The following is a 16,447-nucleotide window of genomic DNA, read 5'->3' on the forward strand; positions in this document are numbered from 1 at the left end:
GGGTGTCAGCAAAAGCTACCTGGTAGTCTCCGCTTCGACGCCTCGCCATTCGCGCATCATCGCGCCGACTTCCTCACCAAGCCATTCACGGAACTGCAGAGACTCCGGTCGAAGCTTCGCGTTCTTGTGCGTGATCAGGTAATGGTGACGGTCGTGGAACTCGAGAGCGTCCTGCACCGGCCGAATCAGGCGGCCCTGTTCCACCTGACGATGGACAAGATGATGCCAGCCGAGCAGGGTGCCTTCGCCCGCTTCGGCCTGTGCGACAAGGAGTCGATAGTCGTTACTCTCGAAGTGTTCGTTTTCGGTGAGCCTGTCGGAGCCATCACCTTGCTGAAACCAGTTTCGCCACACGCGCCAGTCGACATGTTCACACACCTGGGCTCGTCCCAGCAGCGAGAGGTTCAACGTGGGCTGCGATAGCAGGTCGAGCGGCTTCAACGACTGTCCGCGAAAATGTTGCTCGAAGAACGGCTGACTACAGACGGGATACACCACGTCGTGGAAGAGAGGCTCGACTTCGTACTCCGGTTCGCGCGGCGGATTCTTGGTAATGATGACGTCAGGTTGCATGAGCTCGTCCAGCTCCATGAAATGCTCGGTCACCATCACGACCAATCTGATATCCGGAAACCTTTTGCGGAACGCGGGCAGCCTTAACGACAGCCACAGAGCCGAGAACGTATGCGAGACGCAAATAGTCAGCGCGCGCTTGTCGGAGCGACGCACCGCCTCGGCCGCTTCCGCGATATTCATGATCGACAGATACGACGCGTTGTACAGAATGCGGCCCGCATCTGTGAGCGCAATGTGCCGCCCGGTGCGCTCAAACAGGGCCACATCGAGTGAATCTTCAAGCTCCTTGATTTGCCTGCTGATTGCGGCCTGGGTTACGCAAAGCACTTCCGCCGCCTGCGTGAAGCTTTCGTAGCGCGCCGCGGTGACGAAGCATCGCAGCGCCCGTAACGACGGCATCTGGGCGAGGAGTCTGTCAGCGAATAAATGCTTCTGTTGCATCGTTGTCACCTTTTCACGCGCAAGCGCGCGGTTCTATCCGAGGACTGCGGATCTACGCCGCCCTATTTGCTTCGGTGCAAGGCGGCTACCCCGTCATGAGACAGGGGCATCTCAACCGGAATAGTTTGCGAGTCTCCTTGCTCGCTGGCAAGAGAGGTCAACCCGGGGGGCAGCGGCTCCCCCTGCGGTGTTTTATGTGGCGTTATACGCGACCTTGAATCCTCATCAAAACCCGGTCGAGGGCGTCGGCGAAATGTGCATACGTTCCGCGTTTCGAGAGCTCGTTGTGAACCTGTTCGTTGATGCCACCTGGCGTCATGCAGTGCTCGATCAGCTCCGTAAGCGATTTCCCGCTTCTGGTCGTGTCGTGCGCGAGGCCAATAGAGTAGCCTGACAGAAATGAGCGGGCGGCATCGTAATCCAGCCCTTGGCGGACCAGCCATGACGCCTGGGCTTCCAGCACTGCATAGAAGCTCGCCATCGTCGCGGTTACGGCCGACAGTGCGTCGAATTTGGCCTCGTTGCCGACTTCAACCGCCTGACCCAGCGCCGCGAACAAGGATGTCGCAACGCGGTCGGCGGGGCAGATTGCCGTGCTTCCTTTGCCCTCGGCAACTGCCGGCAACGGTGTCGCGCGAACGACCTTGCTCTGCGCACGGACAAGCCTGCGCACTTCCTCGATTGAAATTCCGGCGATGAAGCTGATGACATGATGGCGCGAATCAAAATGCAGTTCACTCAACACGCTGGTAGCGATTTGCGGCACGACTGCAAGACAGACAACGTCGGACGTCTCCAGCACTTCATGATTGCTTGCGCATACCTGCACTCGCTTATCAAGAGCGGCAAGCGCCGCGGCAGTTTCCGCGTTGCGGGGCGACAGGGAAATGCGGTCAAACGGAAAGTCAAACCGAAGCAGTCCGGTAACGACTGCCTGCGTAATGGTGCCGGTCCCGATGAATCCAAGTCGCATTTGGTCTCACATAGCGTTGAAGCGCGGCAGCGTCAAACGCAGCCGCGCCCGGAAAGTCAACAACCCGGCGTGACAAGCCGGGCTCCCGATCGAGTCGAATTGTTTCAGTCGAGCTTCAGCCAGGTGGTCTTCAGTTCGCAATACTGGTCGTGCGCGTAGACCGATTTATCACGGCCACCGAAGCCCGATTGCTTGAATCCGCCGAAGGGGGTCGACAGGTCGCCCTCGCCAAAACAGTTCACCGTCACCGTACCTGCCCTGATCCGAGCGGCAATCTTGTGAGCGTTGTTGACGTTGTCGGTCCATAGCGATGCAGCCAGTCCATAACAGGTGTCGTTGGCAATCTGGACAGCCTCGTCGACGTCGGCGTATTCGATAAAGCAGACGACCGGGCCAAAGACTTCCTCGCGGGCGATGCTCATCTGCGGCGTGACGTTGTCGAAGATGGTCGGCTCGACAAACCACCCGCCGGTTTCAGTGCGCGTGGCTTTGCCGCCGCACACGAGGCGCGCTCCTTCCGCCTTCGCTTTCTCGATATGGGCGAGTACTTTTTGAAAATGCTTCTCTTCAATCAGAGAACCGAGCTTGACGTCGGGGTTGAGCGGGTCGCCAGTTTTCCATCCTTCCAGAACGGCCAGGACCTTTTCGAGCAACTCGGCTTTTGTAGTCGAAGGAACCAGAATACGGGAGCCCGCGCTGCAGTTCTCGCCCATGTTCCAGAATGCAGCAGCGACTGCCTGCTCCGCGACGGCATCCAGGTTCGCAACGTCGGGCAGAACCACTTGAGGATTCTTGCCGCCGCATTCCAGCACGACTCGCTTCAGGTTCGTGTCTGCCGAGTAATGAAGGAACCGCTTGCCGGTTTCCGTGGAGCCGGTGAAAGCAACCAGGTCGACATCCGCATGGCGGCCCAAGGCCTGGCCCGCGCTTTCACCAAAGCCGGTCACGACGCTGAGGACACCCGCGGGCACGCCGGCTTCCGTTGCGAGGTCGGCGATGCGCAGTGTGGAGAGCGACGTCTGCTCCGCTGGTTTGACAATGACGCTGTTGCCCACCGACAGCGCCGGGCCGATTTTCCAGGCAAGCATGAGCGCGGGGAAGTTCCACGGCAGCACCGCGCCCACGACGCCAATCGGTTCACGCGTAATCATGCTCACGACGCTCGCGCCCGACGGCGACAGCGCGTCGTACCGCTTGTCGGTCACTTCCGCGTGCCAGCGGATACAGGCTGCGGATTCGGGGATGTCCAGTCCCATGCATTCGCTGATCGGCTTACCCGCCTCGAGCGCTTCGAGAAGCGCCAGTTCCTCGGCGTTTTCCTCGATCAGTTGCGCGAACCGCAGAAGTACCGACTTTCGCTGCGCCGGCGCTGCCTTCCACCACACGCCGGACTCGAACGCATCTCTCGCCGCCACGACCGCGCGGTCGACGTCTTTCGTACCGCACTTTGCGATATCGGCCAGTACTTTTCCCGTCGAAGGGTTGAGCGTCTGGAACGTCTCCTTCGACGCAGCCGGACACCGTAGCCCCGCGATAAACGCTCTTCCATCGAGTGAGAGGGCTTCAGCTTTCTGCTGCCATTCCTGATAAGTCGTCATGTCCTGTTCTCACAAATTTAAAGTTCGGTCCCCGCCGAAATTTCCTTCATCCAGATAGCCGCTGAAACCGCTATGTCCGCAATCGGCCGGACCGGCAGCGAGCGCGGATGCGGCTGATTCAAAAGCTGGCGAATGAGTTCATTGGACTGGCCGAGTGCATATTCGGCGATGAGCTTGCCGGATGCCGACCCTCTGCTCAGACCGAGGCCATTGCATCCGATCGCCTGAAAGACGCCATCGTCTCTGCGCCCAAACAGCGCGCCATTGTTCGCGGACAGACACAACGGACCACCCCACGTGTATTCCAGCTCGACGTCTTTCAGCATCGGAAAGCGCCGGTTGAACGACCGTTGATGCATACTCTTTGCCTTCGCCAGGTCGGCTTGTGAAAGTTCGAGGCTGGGTCGAAAGGCGAAGTGGTTGCGAACGCAGATGCGGTCCGTAATCAGACGGCGAACGGTCGAGCCCATCGGGTCGGCGGGAATCAGTGCCCATGACCGCGCACCGCCGAGCCTCTGGACTTCCTCCTTGTTCATTACCCGTGTCATGGACGCGAACGTATAGACAGGCAGCAGACCATTCGGATGCCCGCCGAAAGTCGCCGCATACGCGTTGGTGCATAGAATCACGCGCTTCGCCACGATCTTGCCGCTGTCGAAGCTCAGGACCTTCCCCTGGCGCTGGTCTTCTATTCCCTTTACCGCGCTAAGTTCGAAGATCTTCACATTCTCCGGCAACGTCGCCGCGAGACCGCGCATAAGCGCGGCGGGTTGCGCCGTACTGCAACCCGGCGTAAAGAGCGCGCCTTGATAGAAATTCGTTCCGGTCACTCTTGCAATTGCTGCCTCGTCCAGCCACTCAAAGGCTTCGTCGATGCGCGCAAGTCCTTCCGCAAAGTGGGTCAGTGCGGCGTGGCCCCTTCTGTTCACCGAAGCGTGAAACTTGCCGTCGTCCCGCCAGTCGCAATCGATGTTGTACTGCTTGACCGCTGAGCGCACATAGTCGATGCCGTGGCGTTGAAACCGAACATCGGCCTTGTCGGCTTCCACACTGCGCGAGTAGCTTTCACTGCTTATGTCGTGTGGCAAATCGACGAAGAATCCGGAATTTCGTCCCGCTGTAGTGCGCCCGATACGGTCCGCTTCGACCAGCGCTATCGTGGCATCAGGCGCAAGCTCCGCCAGACGCCGCGCAGCACACAGCCCCGTAATACCACCGCCGACAACGACCCAGTCATATCGATGCTCGGAAGACACCGTATTGGCAGGCGAGGGCGGTGGCAGACTTTCCCACCAGCCGTTCACACCGTCTGGAGCCGGGAACCGCGCGAATTCCAGTTTCGAGGTCATGCATTTACTGCGCGCTGCGCGACATAGGTTGAACGAGTTGGCCAAACGTGTTGCGCTCGTCTTCGGTCAGCGTGCCGAGCGGCGCGCGGGCAACACCGACAGGCATGCCGGCCAGCTCACATCCGTAGCGAACGTATTGAATGAATTTTCCGCTGCGCTCCAGCAGTTCGAGTATTGGCAGCAGTTGCGCCATCAGCTTGCGGCCAGTTGCGAAGTCGCCTTGCTTGACGCATGCGTCGAAGAGCGCGGTGTGCGCTTCGGGCAGAAAGTTGGAAGCACCCGCAACCCAGCTCTTCGCGCCCCATACGAAGAACTCGAGCGCCTGATCGTCCATACCGCAGCTTAGTACCAGGTTGTCACGGAAATGCGTGGCGAGGTGATGCAGATGCGAAATGTCGCCGGTGCTTTCCTTCATCGCGATGAAGTTCGGCCGCTCGAGCAGCCTGGCCAGCACGCCATCGCTGATGTCCGTGCCGGTGCGAGCCGGGAAGTTGTACAGCATGATGGGCATGTCGAGGCTATCGTCCACCTTCAACATGTGGTTCAGCAGCTCTTCCTGCGTCGGCTGGGCGTAGTACGGAGCGGCGAGCAACAACGCGGACAGGCCGGCGCGCTTCGCTTCCTGACCCAGGCGAATGACTTCTTTCGTCGTGGTGGCATTAATGCCGGCAGTCAGATACGTCTTGCCGCCTGCCGCTTCGGCGACGGTGTTGAACGTCTGCACCCGTTCTTCGAAACTCAGCGCATAGTATTCGCCCGTCGTCCCGCCGACCCCAAGGCCCGAAACGCGGCTCGCGAGATTGGCGGCATGCTTGCCGAGAAGATCATGGTCAATTTCGCCGTCCGGCTTGAACGGCGTGACCAGTGGTGTGTGTACTCCCTCGAAGCTCATTTTGAATTCTCTCTTGAATAAAGGTGCAAAGCGCTGCCGGGATAGCCGGCAAGAATCGTTGGCGAATCGCTGGCGGATTACACGAGTGCCTCAGCATGTGAGTAAATCGGAAACTGGTTGCACAGATCTCTTACGCGGCTGCGGACCGCACGTTCGACCTGCTCATCGCCGTTGGGCTCCCGTTCGAGCGCCGACAGGACCTCCAGAATCATCTGGCCGACCTGCTCGAACTGGTCGGTATCGAAGCCTCGCGTTGTTCCAGCGGGCGTGCCGAGGCGGATTCCTGAGGTAACTGTCGGGCTTTCCGTATCGAACGGAATACCGTTCTTGTTGCAGGTGATGCCCGCACGCTCCAGCGCCTTTTCAGCCTGAGTGCCGGTTAGCCGCTTGCTGCGCAAATCGGCCAGCAACAGATGGTTGTCGGTCCCGCCAGTGACCAGGCTCAGTCCGCCCGACGTCAGGACGTTGCCGAGCGCCTGGGCGTTATGTAGAACCCGGTCGATATATGCCGTGAACTCCGGACGAAGCGCCTCGCCAAATGCGACCGCTTTCCCCGCGATGACGTGCATGAGCGGGCCACCTTGCAGGCCCGGGAATACGGCCGAATTGATTTTCTTGGCAATGTCGCCGTTGTTGGTGAGGATGAATCCGCCTCGTGGCCCACGAAGCGTCTTGTGGGTCGTGGACGTCACGACATCTGCAAACCGGACAGGGTTCTCGTGTTTACCTGTCGCGACAATCCCCGCGATGTGCGCCATGTCGACCATCAACAATGCACCCACGCTATCGGCAACTTCGCGGAATGCGGCAAAGTCCAGAGCACGTGGATAGGCCGAATAGCCCGCGATGATGAGCTTGGGGCAATGGTCCTCGGCAAGCCGACGCACTTGCTCGTAGTCGATGCGATACGTTTCGGGACTCACGCCGTACTGGACCGCGTTGAACCATTTGCCGGAAAGCGCGGGACGCGCGCCATGCGTCAGATGTCCGCCGGCATCGAGCGACATGCCCATCACCGTGTCGCCCGGTTTGACCAGCGCGAGCATCACTGCGCCATTCGCCTGGGCACCCGAATGAGGTTGCACGTTCGCGTATTCGGCATCGAACAGCGCTTTCACGCGGTCAATGGCAAGCGCTTCAATCCTGTCCACGTGCTCACAGCCGCCGTAATACCGCTTTGACGGATACCCTTCCGCGTATTTGTTGGTCAGCACGGTGCCTTGCGCTTCCATCACCGCGGCCGAGACAATGTTCTCGGAAGCGATCAGTTCAATCTGGGTTTGCTGGCGACGCAACTCCAACGCAATCTCTGATGCGATGACGGGGTCACGGCTCTGGAGAGTTTCGGCAAAAAAACGTGAGTTCTCGTTCACGTGGTCACTCCGGAATTAAATCGTGTGAGACATGTCATGCAACGCCGTGAGCGGCAATTACTCCTCCGCCCACGGCGAGAACAACGTGATTTATTGCTGCAACCAGACCTTCAGCTTTTCCGGATGCGCGTCGACGAATTTCTTCGCTGCCGTCGCATAGTCGTTCGTGGCGTTGCCCTCGAACTCGATGGCCTCGACGTCAGCGAGAGTCAGCTTGAAATGCTTGAAGAAAACGTCCGCCTGCGGAAACTTGGTGGCGAACTGTTTGGATGCGAAGGCGTGAACCTGCTCCTCGCCACCCAGCGTACCCTTGGGGTCCTTGAGATAACGCATCTGCCACTTCTGGAAGAGCCAGTGCGGGCTCCAGACCGTGGCCACAATCCATTGCTTCGACTGATAAGCTCGCTGCACGCCTGCGAGCATGCCTGCTTCGCTCGACGATTGCAGGTTGTAGCCGTTCAGGTCGTATGCCTTGATGGTCTTTTCGGACGCCTGCATCAGACCGCCGCCGGGCTCGATACCCTGGACGGTGCCGTTCAGCTTGCTTTTGACGTCCGGTTTTTCCAGGTCGGAAATCGACGAGAGCTGGGACTCGGGTATGTATGCCGGCACTGCCCAACCGTTCTTGCCGCCGGTATAGATGACGCTGACGTCGTCCATATCGTTCTTGTACTTCGCGTAATACGTTGCATGAGTCACCGGCAGCCAGCCACCCACCATGATGTCGAGGTCGCCGCGGGCCACGCCCTGGTACTGGATGCCGATATCGGCCTGAACAAACTGCACCGGCTGCTTGAGGCTCGTCTCCAGAGCGTATTTGGCCACATTGGCCACGGCCAGAACGTCGGCCCAGTTGGTGACCGCCATCTTGACAGGTTCGGCCGCGACCGCCGACCCCACACAGGCAACCATCGTAACGACCGCCGACACCGCCAGTTTCGCAACAAGCGACTTCAACACATTGCTGTTCATACAGTACTCCTACGTGATAATGAAATTTTCTTGAAAATTTGACGGCCGCTGCAATAGCGTGTCTGGTCTCCGAACTCCCTACTACCTACTGCCTGTGGCGATCGCACCGCATTCGCGATGCGATACTGCCGGTCAGGTACGCGCCGCGGCGTTTGTGCCGGCCTTTGCCGTTCCCGCGCCGGGCGTGACTCGTTTGGCCTTCTTTGCCTTCTTCGCCTTCACGCCAAAACTTTCCGTCAGGCGGTCGAGTACGATGGCAAGCAACACGACGCCGAGTCCACCTTCGAAGCCGATCCCGATGTCGAGACGCTGAATGCCGCTCAGCACGTACTCGCCCAGTCCGCCAGCGCCGATCATCGACGCCACCACAACCATCGAAAGCGCCATCATGATGGTCTGATTCACGCCGGCCATGATTGACGGCAGCGCATTCGGCAGCTGGATTTTCCAGAGAAGCTGCATGTCCGTACTGCCGAAGGCGCGGCCTGCTTCCAGCAATTCCTCGCGCACCTGCCGGATACCCAGAGTCGTGAGGCGCACGACTGGCGGCATGGAAAACACGATGGTGGCAATCACCGCCGGGACGCGTCCCAAGCCGAACAGGATGACCGCAGGGATCAGATAGACGAAGGCGGGCATCGTCTGCATGAAATCGAGCAGCGAGCGCAGAATCATTTCCACCCGTTTGTTGCGAGCGCCCCAGATGCCGAGTGGCACGCCCACTACCAGGCTGAAGAAGGTCGCTGCGATAACGAGTGCCAGGGTCGAGACAGTTTGAGCCCACAGACCCATGTATTGAATGGCGAGAAGTGCAAGGCCGACGAAGACCGAAAACACGATACCGCGTCGCCACAGCGCAAATGCCACGAGGATGACGAGCATCGCAACAAACGGAATCGCGGCCAGGCCGTCCTGCAACAGTTTGATTACTGCACCCAGTGAGGCAGAGAAAGCGTCGAAGCCGCCCCGGAAATGCTGAAAGAGAAAGTTGACGCCGTCTTCTGCAAATTTCCCGATGACTGACGAGTTCATGCTGCTCTCCGTTCCATAACCTGCTTGAGTATCGTCCGGCAGGACACCACGCCCGCGAGCTTTCCGGCCGCGTCGGTGACGGGCACGTCGTGATCCTGGCTCAACGCAACGGCGGCCAGTTGATGCAAGTCCGCATCCAGCGAAACCGCATTCACATCCGGGAGCAGGGCGTCGCGTACGGGGCGCGTACCGGTCTTATGCAGAGAGGCTGGCGTGACGCAGCCCTGATATCGGCCTGATTCGTCGCAGACATAGCCACATTCGACGCCGCTATCGATGAGCGGATTGAGGTAACGTTCCGAGGATGTGCCGACGTCGCAGGAAATGAGACCCCGGTCGATCTTTGTCATCAGGCTGGAGGCCTTGAGGAACCGGGAAACGTCGACGTTGCGGAAGAAATCCCGTACGTACGCGTCCGCGGGCGACTGGATAAGCTCCGCAGGCGTGCCGACCTGAATCAGGCAGCCATCCTTCATGATGCCGATCCGGCCGCCAATCTTGATGGCTTCTTCGATGTCGTGTGAAATGAAGACGATTGTCCGCTGCTCTTCTTTCTGAAGCCGCAGAAGTTCGCATTGCATTTCGAACCGGATCAGCGGGTCCAGCGCCGAGAAAGCTTCGTCCATCAGAAGCACGGCGGGATTAACGGCAAGCGCACGTGCGAGGCCTACCCGCTGCTGCATGCCGCCGGATAGCTCGCTGGGAAGCAGCTTTTCGTACGAGCCGAGACCGACTCGCGTGAGCGCGGTACGCGCGATTTCGTAGCGCTGCGCCTTCTTGATGCCGGTAACTTCCAGTCCGTACGCGATGTTGTCGAGGACCGTGCGGTTCGGCAGAAGCGCGAATGACTGGAACACCATCGCCATCTTCTTGCGGCGCACATCACGTAATTCCAACGTAGACATGGGCGCAATGTCGCGGCCTTCGAGAATGACTTGGCCGGACGTCGGCTCGATCAGCCGGTTGAGCAGTCGAACCAGCGTTGACTTGCCGGAACCCGAGAGGCCCATGACAACAAAGATCTCGCCCGCCTTAACGCTGAGGCTGACGTCGTTGACTGCCACCATGTTGCCGGTCTGCTCGAAAATCTCGTTGCGGCCAAGACCTTGCTTTATCAGCTCCGCGGCACGCTCGGGCTTGGGCCCGAAGATTTTCGACAGATTTTTAACCGTAAGAATGCCGGTTCCGGAAACCGCGACACGTTCGGCTGCCGCTGCAACGTCTTTCGCTTCCATTGTGCCCGGGCTCAACATAACTCCCGGCGCAAATGTCAGGTTAGGGTTCATTCTGTCTTCCCAACTGGCGAGTTCAAGAAATCAAGCCCGCGACCTCGTCTTTCAGACTCACCCCACACTTGGGGCCAGGATCGCGTCTGACTGAACATCCCCGGCAAGCTTCAGCACGCAACGGGATACCGCTGTCGAATATGAAAGCTGCAAGGCAGCCGGGCGAACAGCAAAAGATGATTCGTCGCATAAAAGAAGAAATATGTCGACCGAGTGCTGCCCGCCTCCGCTTGATGCATGAGGTGCAGCGTATCAAGCCAATTTGATCGATCCAGCTACATTTTCTGCCAGCTTTTCCCTACTTTTGGTAATGCAAGGCCGAGTGTGTCGTGGTGGACGAAGAGGCGCTTCAGCCAGAAGTTCCGCGCAACGTCAGCTTCATCAGGGGTTTATAGAAAAAAGCGGAGTTTCAGCCAGGTCTTTGAATATTTAACGAGGAACCCTGTTATAGGGAATGTCCTAGGCTCAGTGAAATGCTTCGCATAACCAAAAGTAGGGCAAAGCATGCAGAGAACGTAGCTGGATATGACAATTTGGCTTGATATGCTCCGATCCGCATATGACCGGGTGCGCCTTGACGTTGTCATGACCGGTCGGAGGCTAAGCCGATACGTCCTGCACCTGACTGCGTGAGTCTTGCACGTCCAGGCGCGAGCAACAACGTCTTTTCGCACCAGCGCTTGCGCATTCTTGACACCAATCTTTGGCGTTTGTACCCAGGCCTGATATTCGGAGACCTTTTGACCTGGGTAAAAGATGCGCAACAACCATTTGACGGAAGAAGTGTCTTTGGCGGAGCAATGCCGGATCAACAACTTCGAAGTCAACGCGAAGTACCAGTTCACTCCGGCGTTCTATGTCGGGGCCGAATACAGCTACACGCGAACAAGCTTCAATGCGACGAGCGGATCGCTGCACCCGAACTACCAGTCGGTCGGCCTGATGGCTGACTACAACCTGTCGAAGCGCACGGACATCTATGCTCAGGGTGTGTATCAGCACGTGGGCGGTGACAAGACCGGTACGGTTCTCGACTCCGCCTATGTTCCGGGCGCCGCCGACTTGTCGTCGACAAACTCGCAATTCGTCTTGCGGGTCGCACTGCGCCACAAGTTCTGAGCGGGATGACCAGTCCCTGCTATTAGCGGTCCAGCAATGAAGGGACGGTGCACTCGTGTCGAACGGCACGAGTGCACCTGGGCAGGACCGGTACCGGGATTGCAGCGCATCCGGGATTCGGGCGGCGGCGCGGCTGTGATGAGGTCGATGCCGGAGTCCTTATACGCCCGGCTCAACCACAACCGCTCAGCAAGTCACTCACTCGGTGCTGATAGTCGTCACAGGCTTCCATTTGGCGCCTTTCACCTGATAGAGCGTCGACGTCGGGTGTTTCAGGTCACCGTACGAATCGAATTCAATCTTTCCTGTGATGCCGTCGTACTGCATAGTTCGCAACGCGGCCATGAATACCTCAGGTTTTGCGGAATTTGTCTGTTTCATTGCGTTGATAGCCACCCACGCACAGTCATAGGCGAATGGCGCGTAAGTCAGTGTATCCACGCCAAATCTCTTTTTGAATTTTTCCGCGAACGCCTTGCCTTGAGGAAGGGACTCGACAGGCCGTCCGTACTCCCACGCCATTGCGCCCTCGGCAGCACTGCCCGCAACGCCGAGGAAGATGCTGTCGGCAATACCCCCGCTTCCTACGAACTGCGTCTTCATGCCGAGTTGGCTCATCCGCTTGGTCAGGAGCGCGGCCTGGTTATCAAGGCCGGCAAAGTACAGCAGGTCCGCGTTCGCCGCCTTGATATTAGTGAGCTGCGCATTGAATTCGACGGCCTTGTCGTTGGTGTATTCCGAGGCGACGATATGGCCGCCGGCGACGACGACAGCCTTCTTGAATTCCTCCACGGCTCCCTGGCCGAATGCCGTGCGGTCGTCCATCACTGCAATGCGCTGCGCCTTGGTGACCATTACCGCGTACTTTCCTGCATTGCCGGAGTTCTGTGCGTCGGTGGCGATAATACGAAAGACGTTCTTCAGCCCTTGCCTGGTTATGGCCGGGTTCGTGGCAGCGGGGTCTATCAACGGAATGCCAGCCTTGGCAAATATCGGCGACGAGGGCAACGCGACTCCAGAGTTGTAGTAGCCCACCACGGCTACCACTCCGTCGTCGACGAGTTTCTGGGCTACTTGCACACCAATTCGCGGGTCGCCCTGATCATCGACGGAGTCCAGCTCGAAGCGCACCTCCTGCCCGCCCAGCTTCGTATGCTGGGCGTTGGCTTCTTCGAGAGCGAGGCGAACACCGTTCTCGATGTCCTTTCCGTTGGCGGCTCCGGCGCCGGTCAGCGGAGCCGACACACCGATCTTGACGACCTGCTGTGCAAACGATTGGCTGCTTGCAAGCGACATGGCGACGGCAGCCAGCCCGGCGGCAAAATATTTTCTTGAAGTGTTGAGCATCGGTTCACTCCCAGATGTGACAAGAATCGGCGCGAGCAAGCAAGCACGCGCTGACAAAGCGATTCGATTGGTTATGTTTGGTGCATCCTGCAGCCAGGCAGCGTGCCCTGAATGCGCGACGTTCTCGCTCAAATCCATGACAGGCGAATTGGCATTGCAGCGTAGCAAGCCAAATTGACCCTTCCAGCTACATTTCTGCGTACTTTCCCATACCTTTGGTAATGCAAGGCGCTCGTGTGGTGCCCGCCGAAAAAATCATCGAAGATGGGATGCTCGCGACGCCAGTAATGGCGCGGATTTGCGGCCGCAATGAGGGCGATAGCGGGACATCCCAAAGCCTCCGCCCACTGATCTGTGAGGCTGGCTTTATAGGGAATGTCCCAAGGTTTGTTGTTATTCGACTAGGTAATTCGAATATCCCCGGTACAGCCGGCACGGGCGGTTGCCGTGCGCAGCCGTGACTTCGAGTACCGCTTCGCGGGATTGGATGCACATTGAATCGCAGCGTCTGCGCTGTCGCGCGTCGTCTTATCCCAGACCGTAAGCGCGAGTTTTGCCACGCCTAGCTTATCAGGTCGGCCGGTGTGAGCCGCGCGTGCGCATTACGTCGGCACCGCGGCTGGTTGTACGCGTATCGACGGCGTCTGCGCCAACGCGATAGGGCAGGTCGTACGTCTCGCGGCTCGCTGCGCGCAGTGCGTCGATCATCAGGGCCGCGGCGGGGGAGAGCAGTTTCTCCGCCGGGGTGATGAGCCCAAAGTCGTCCATCCTGCAGTCCATCGGCAGAGGCAGGATCTCCACCATGCCGTGCGCCGCGTAATAACGCGCAACATCTTCAGCGAGCACGGCGATCATGTCGCTCTTCTCGAGCGCCCGCGTAATGAAGAGCAGCGCCGCCGTCTCCACGACGTTCGAGGGCGGAGCGAGGCTTGCACGCTGGAACATGAGCTCGAAGCGATGCCGCAGCACGCTGCCGGCCGGTGGCACGACCCACGCGCCGCGCTGGACATCGGACAGCGCAACTGGCTCCCCGGTCAGCAACGGATGGCCTTGCCGAACCACTGCGCAGACGGGCTCGCCGGCCAGCGGTTCGTAGCGCAACTGGCGCTTGTCGTGCTCCGCCGACAGACGTCCGATCACCACGTCGAGCTTATCTTGCGCCAGCCGCTCGAGCAGCACGTTACTGGTGTCGATTTCGACCGAGACACGCATGTTCGCATACACGCGCTTGACTGCCGCGACAGCCGCCGGAAGCACGCGCACACCCGGCGAGGTGATGGCACCCACCGCAACGTGCCCCAGACGCCCGGCCTTCAATGCGGCCAGTTCGTCCTGTGCTTGTTCGAGACTGCCGAGCACGACGCGCGCATGGCGGATCAACGCATCGCCATAGAGAGTTGGCCGCACGCCACGCGGCATGCGCTCAAATAGAACTGCTCCGAGCATCTCCTCCAACTCGCGCAACAGTTTCGAGGCGGCGGGCTGGGTCATGTTCAAGGCCGCCGCCGCCCGGTGGATGTTGCCTTCTTCGGCCAGCGCAACCACGAGGAGTAACTGGCGGGTTTTCAGGCGGGTACGGACGTACCACGGGTTCGTATCCAGCATGATTTAGGTATTTACACTGATATATGAATGGATATGTGAAGCGTCTAAATCTTCATTGGTAGGTTATCAGTTTGGTCCTTAAACTGCACGCAAATCTAGCCCACCCAAAGACGGACGATGTCGGCAACCAAACCCAAACTGCGCTCCCAACTGTGGTTCGGCACCACGGACAAAAACGGCTTCATGTACCGGAGCTGGATGAAGAATCAGGGCATTCCCGATCACGAATTCGACGGCCGGCCGATCATCGGCATCTGCAACACCTGGTCGGAGCTCACGCCCTGCAATGCGCATTTCCGCAAGCTCGCGGAGCACGTGAAGCGCGGCGTTTACGAGGCGGGCGGCTTCCCGGTCGAGTTTCCGGTGTTCTCGAACGGCGAATCGAACCTGCGTCCTTCGGCGATGCTCACGCGCAATCTCGCCTCGATGGATGTGGAAGAGGCGATTCGCGGCAACCCCATCGACGCCGTCGTGCTGCTGTGCGGCTGCGACAAGACCACGCCCGCGCTGCTTATGGGCGCGGCGAGCTGCGACGTGCCCGCCATCGTGGTGAGCGGCGGCCCAATGCTCAACGGCAAGCTCGAAGGAAAGGACATCGGCTCGGGCACGGCCGTGTGGAAGCTGCACGAGTCGCTCAAGGCGGGCGAGATCGACCTGCATCATTTCCTCTCGGCCGAAGCGGGCATGTCGCGCTCGGCGGGCACCTGCAACACCATGGGCACGGCCTCGACGATGGCGTGCATGGCCGAGGCGCTCGGCGTCTCGCTGCCGCACAACGCCGCGATTCCCGCCGTCGATGCGCGCCGCTACGTGCTCGCGCACATGTCGGGCGTCCGCATCGTGGAGATGGCGCTCGAGGACCTCACGCTCTCCAAGGTGCTCACGCGCGAAGCGTTCGAGAACGCGATCCGCACCAATGCCGCGATCGGTGGCTCGACCAATGCGGTGATCCACCTGAAGGCGATTGCGGGGCGCATCGGCGTGCCGCTCGAGCTCGAGGACTGGATGCGCATCGGCCGCAATACGCCGACCATCGTCGACCTGCAGCCCTCGGGCCGCTTCCTGATGGAAGAGTTCTATTACGCGGGCGGTCTGCCGGCAGTGCTGCGGCGTCTGGGCGAAGCGAACCTGCTGCCGCATCCCAATGCGCTCACGGTCAACGGCAAGTCGATCTGGGACAACATGCGCGAAGCGCCGAACTACAACGACGAAGTAATCCGGCCACTGGACAAGCCGCTGATCGAAGACGGCGGCATCTGCATCCTGCGCGGCAATCTGGCGCCGCGCGGCGCGGTGCTGAAACCGTCGGCGGCGACACCCGAGCTGCTCAAGCATCGCGGCCGCGCCGTGGTGTTCGAGAACTTCGATCACTACAAGGCGACCATCGGCGACGAATCGCTCGACGTCGACAAGGACTCGATCCTCGTGATGAAGAACTGCGGCCCGCGCGGCTATCCGGGCATGGCCGAGGTCGGCAACATGGGCCTGCCGCCCAAGCTGCTGCGCCAGGGCGTGAAGGACATGGTGCGCATTTCGGACGCGCGCATGAGCGGCACGGCCTACGGCACGGTGGTGCTGCACGTAGCGCCGGAAGCGGCGGCGGGCGGCCCGCTCGCGGCGGTGCGCAACGGCGACTGGATCGAGCTCGATTGCGAGGCGGGCCGGTTGCATCTCGACATCAGCGACGAGGAACTGCTGCGGCGTCTCTCCGACGTCGATCCGGTGGCCGCGCCGGGCGTGGCGGAGCAGCAGGGCAAGGGCGGCTATGCGCGTCTCTATGTCGATCACGTGCTGCAGGCCGACGAAGGTTGTGACCTCGATTTCCTCGTGGGCAAGCGCGGCGCCGCCGTGCCGCGCCACTCGCACTGATTGGGAGCACGAAGC

12 protein-coding genes and 1 pseudogene are annotated in these 16,447 nt (G+C 59.8%); 2 read left to right on the top strand and 11 right to left on the bottom strand.

Annotated features, from left to right (window positions below; translation table 11 throughout):
- Positions 1-15: 15 nt before the first annotated feature.
- From WN982_RS23325 to WN982_RS23365, 9 genes are all read right to left on the bottom strand, one after another.
- Positions 16-1,017 carry a LysR substrate-binding domain-containing protein gene (locus WN982_RS23325; protein WP_341318042.1) on the bottom strand — a complete coding sequence of 334 codons (1,002 nt, stop codon included), beginning with the start codon at positions 1,015-1,017 and terminating at the stop codon, positions 16-18.
- A 202-nt stretch (positions 1,018-1,219) separates the two neighbouring features.
- Entirely contained in the window at positions 1,220-1,990 is a 771-nt protein-coding gene (locus WN982_RS23330; RefSeq protein WP_341318043.1) for a pyrroline-5-carboxylate reductase, read from the bottom strand.
- A gap of 104 nt (positions 1,991-2,094) precedes the next feature.
- Positions 2,095-3,588, bottom strand: coding sequence for an aldehyde dehydrogenase (locus tag WN982_RS23335; protein ID WP_341318044.1), 1,494 nt, complete (start codon positions 3,586-3,588; stop codon positions 2,095-2,097).
- A 17-nt stretch (positions 3,589-3,605) separates the two neighbouring features.
- The gene (locus tag WN982_RS23340; protein WP_341318045.1) at positions 3,606-4,937 is read right to left on the bottom strand and encodes an FAD-binding oxidoreductase; all 1,332 of its coding nucleotides are present in this window, start codon (positions 4,935-4,937) and stop codon (positions 3,606-3,608) included.
- Positions 4,938-4,941: 4 nt separating this feature from the next.
- Positions 4,942-5,829 (bottom strand): dihydrodipicolinate synthase family protein, encoded by an 888-nt coding sequence (locus WN982_RS23345; protein WP_341318046.1) that lies wholly within the window; start codon positions 5,827-5,829, stop codon positions 4,942-4,944.
- Between the two features lie 77 nt (positions 5,830-5,906).
- Entirely contained in the window at positions 5,907-7,202 is a 1,296-nt protein-coding gene (gene glyA / locus WN982_RS23350; RefSeq protein ID WP_341318047.1) for a serine hydroxymethyltransferase, read from the bottom strand.
- A 90-nt stretch (positions 7,203-7,292) separates the two neighbouring features.
- Positions 7,293-8,174: a glycine betaine ABC transporter substrate-binding protein gene (locus WN982_RS23355; protein ID WP_341318048.1), complete on the bottom strand. Its 882-nt coding sequence runs from the start codon at positions 8,172-8,174 to the stop codon at positions 7,293-7,295.
- 132 nt (positions 8,175-8,306) lie between these two features.
- A complete protein-coding gene (locus WN982_RS23360; RefSeq protein WP_341318049.1) occupies positions 8,307-9,206 on the bottom strand; it encodes a proline/glycine betaine ABC transporter permease in 900 nt (299 codons plus the stop codon).
- Positions 9,203-10,492, bottom strand: a complete 1,290-nt coding sequence (locus tag WN982_RS23365) for a glycine betaine/L-proline ABC transporter ATP-binding protein (protein WP_341318050.1) — start codon at positions 10,490-10,492, stop codon at positions 9,203-9,205. Before WN982_RS23365 ends, WN982_RS23360 begins: the two co-directional genes overlap by 4 nt.
- Before the next feature lie 813 nt (positions 10,493-11,305).
- Between WN982_RS23365 and WN982_RS23370 the strand changes: the two are divergent.
- Positions 11,306-11,611 (top strand): annotated as a pseudogene (locus WN982_RS23370) (porin); the annotation flags it as partial.
- A 198-nt stretch (positions 11,612-11,809) separates the two neighbouring features.
- Here the strand turns inward: WN982_RS23370 and WN982_RS23375 are convergent.
- Positions 11,810-12,958, bottom strand: coding sequence for a branched-chain amino acid ABC transporter substrate-binding protein (locus tag WN982_RS23375; protein ID WP_341318051.1), 1,149 nt, complete (start codon positions 12,956-12,958; stop codon positions 11,810-11,812).
- Between the two features lie 570 nt (positions 12,959-13,528).
- The gene (locus WN982_RS23380) at positions 13,529-14,563 is read right to left on the bottom strand and encodes a LysR family transcriptional regulator (protein WP_341318052.1); all 1,035 of its coding nucleotides are present in this window, start codon (positions 14,561-14,563) and stop codon (positions 13,529-13,531) included.
- Between the two features lie 117 nt (positions 14,564-14,680).
- On the opposite strand from WN982_RS23380, the gene WN982_RS23385 reads away from it, so the two are divergent.
- Entirely contained in the window at positions 14,681-16,432 is a 1,752-nt protein-coding gene (locus tag WN982_RS23385; protein WP_341318053.1) for an IlvD/Edd family dehydratase, read from the top strand.
- Positions 16,433-16,447 lie beyond the last annotated feature (15 nt).

The organism is Paraburkholderia sp. IMGN_8 (assembly GCF_038050405.1).
Taxonomy (GTDB): Bacteria; Pseudomonadota; Gammaproteobacteria; order Burkholderiales; family Burkholderiaceae; genus Paraburkholderia.

Coding starts and splice junctions, on each gene's coding strand:
- WN982_RS23355 (WP_341318048.1), bottom strand. CDS start 8,174: ATGAACAGCAATGTGTTGAAGTCGCTTGTTGCGAAACTGGCGGTGTCG.
- WN982_RS23330 (WP_341318043.1), bottom strand. CDS start 1,990: ATGCGACTTGGATTCATCGGGACCGGCACCATTACGCAGGCAGTCGTT.
- WN982_RS23325 (WP_341318042.1), bottom strand. CDS start 1,017: ATGCAACAGAAGCATTTATTCGCTGACAGACTCCTCGCCCAGATGCCG.
- WN982_RS23335 (WP_341318044.1), bottom strand. CDS start 3,588: ATGACGACTTATCAGGAATGGCAGCAGAAAGCTGAAGCCCTCTCACTC.
- WN982_RS23380 (WP_341318052.1), bottom strand. CDS start 14,563: ATGCTGGATACGAACCCGTGGTACGTCCGTACCCGCCTGAAAACCCGC.
- WN982_RS23345 (WP_341318046.1), bottom strand. CDS start 5,829: ATGAGCTTCGAGGGAGTACACACACCACTGGTCACGCCGTTCAAGCCG.
- WN982_RS23385 (WP_341318053.1), top strand. CDS start 14,681: ATGTCGGCAACCAAACCCAAACTGCGCTCCCAACTGTGGTTCGGCACC.
- WN982_RS23340 (WP_341318045.1), bottom strand. CDS start 4,937: ATGACCTCGAAACTGGAATTCGCGCGGTTCCCGGCTCCAGACGGTGTG.
- WN982_RS23365 (WP_341318050.1), bottom strand. CDS start 10,492: ATGAACCCTAACCTGACATTTGCGCCGGGAGTTATGTTGAGCCCGGGC.
- WN982_RS23360 (WP_341318049.1), bottom strand. CDS start 9,206: ATGAACTCGTCAGTCATCGGGAAATTTGCAGAAGACGGCGTCAACTTT.
- WN982_RS23375 (WP_341318051.1), bottom strand. CDS start 12,958: ATGCTCAACACTTCAAGAAAATATTTTGCCGCCGGGCTGGCTGCCGTC.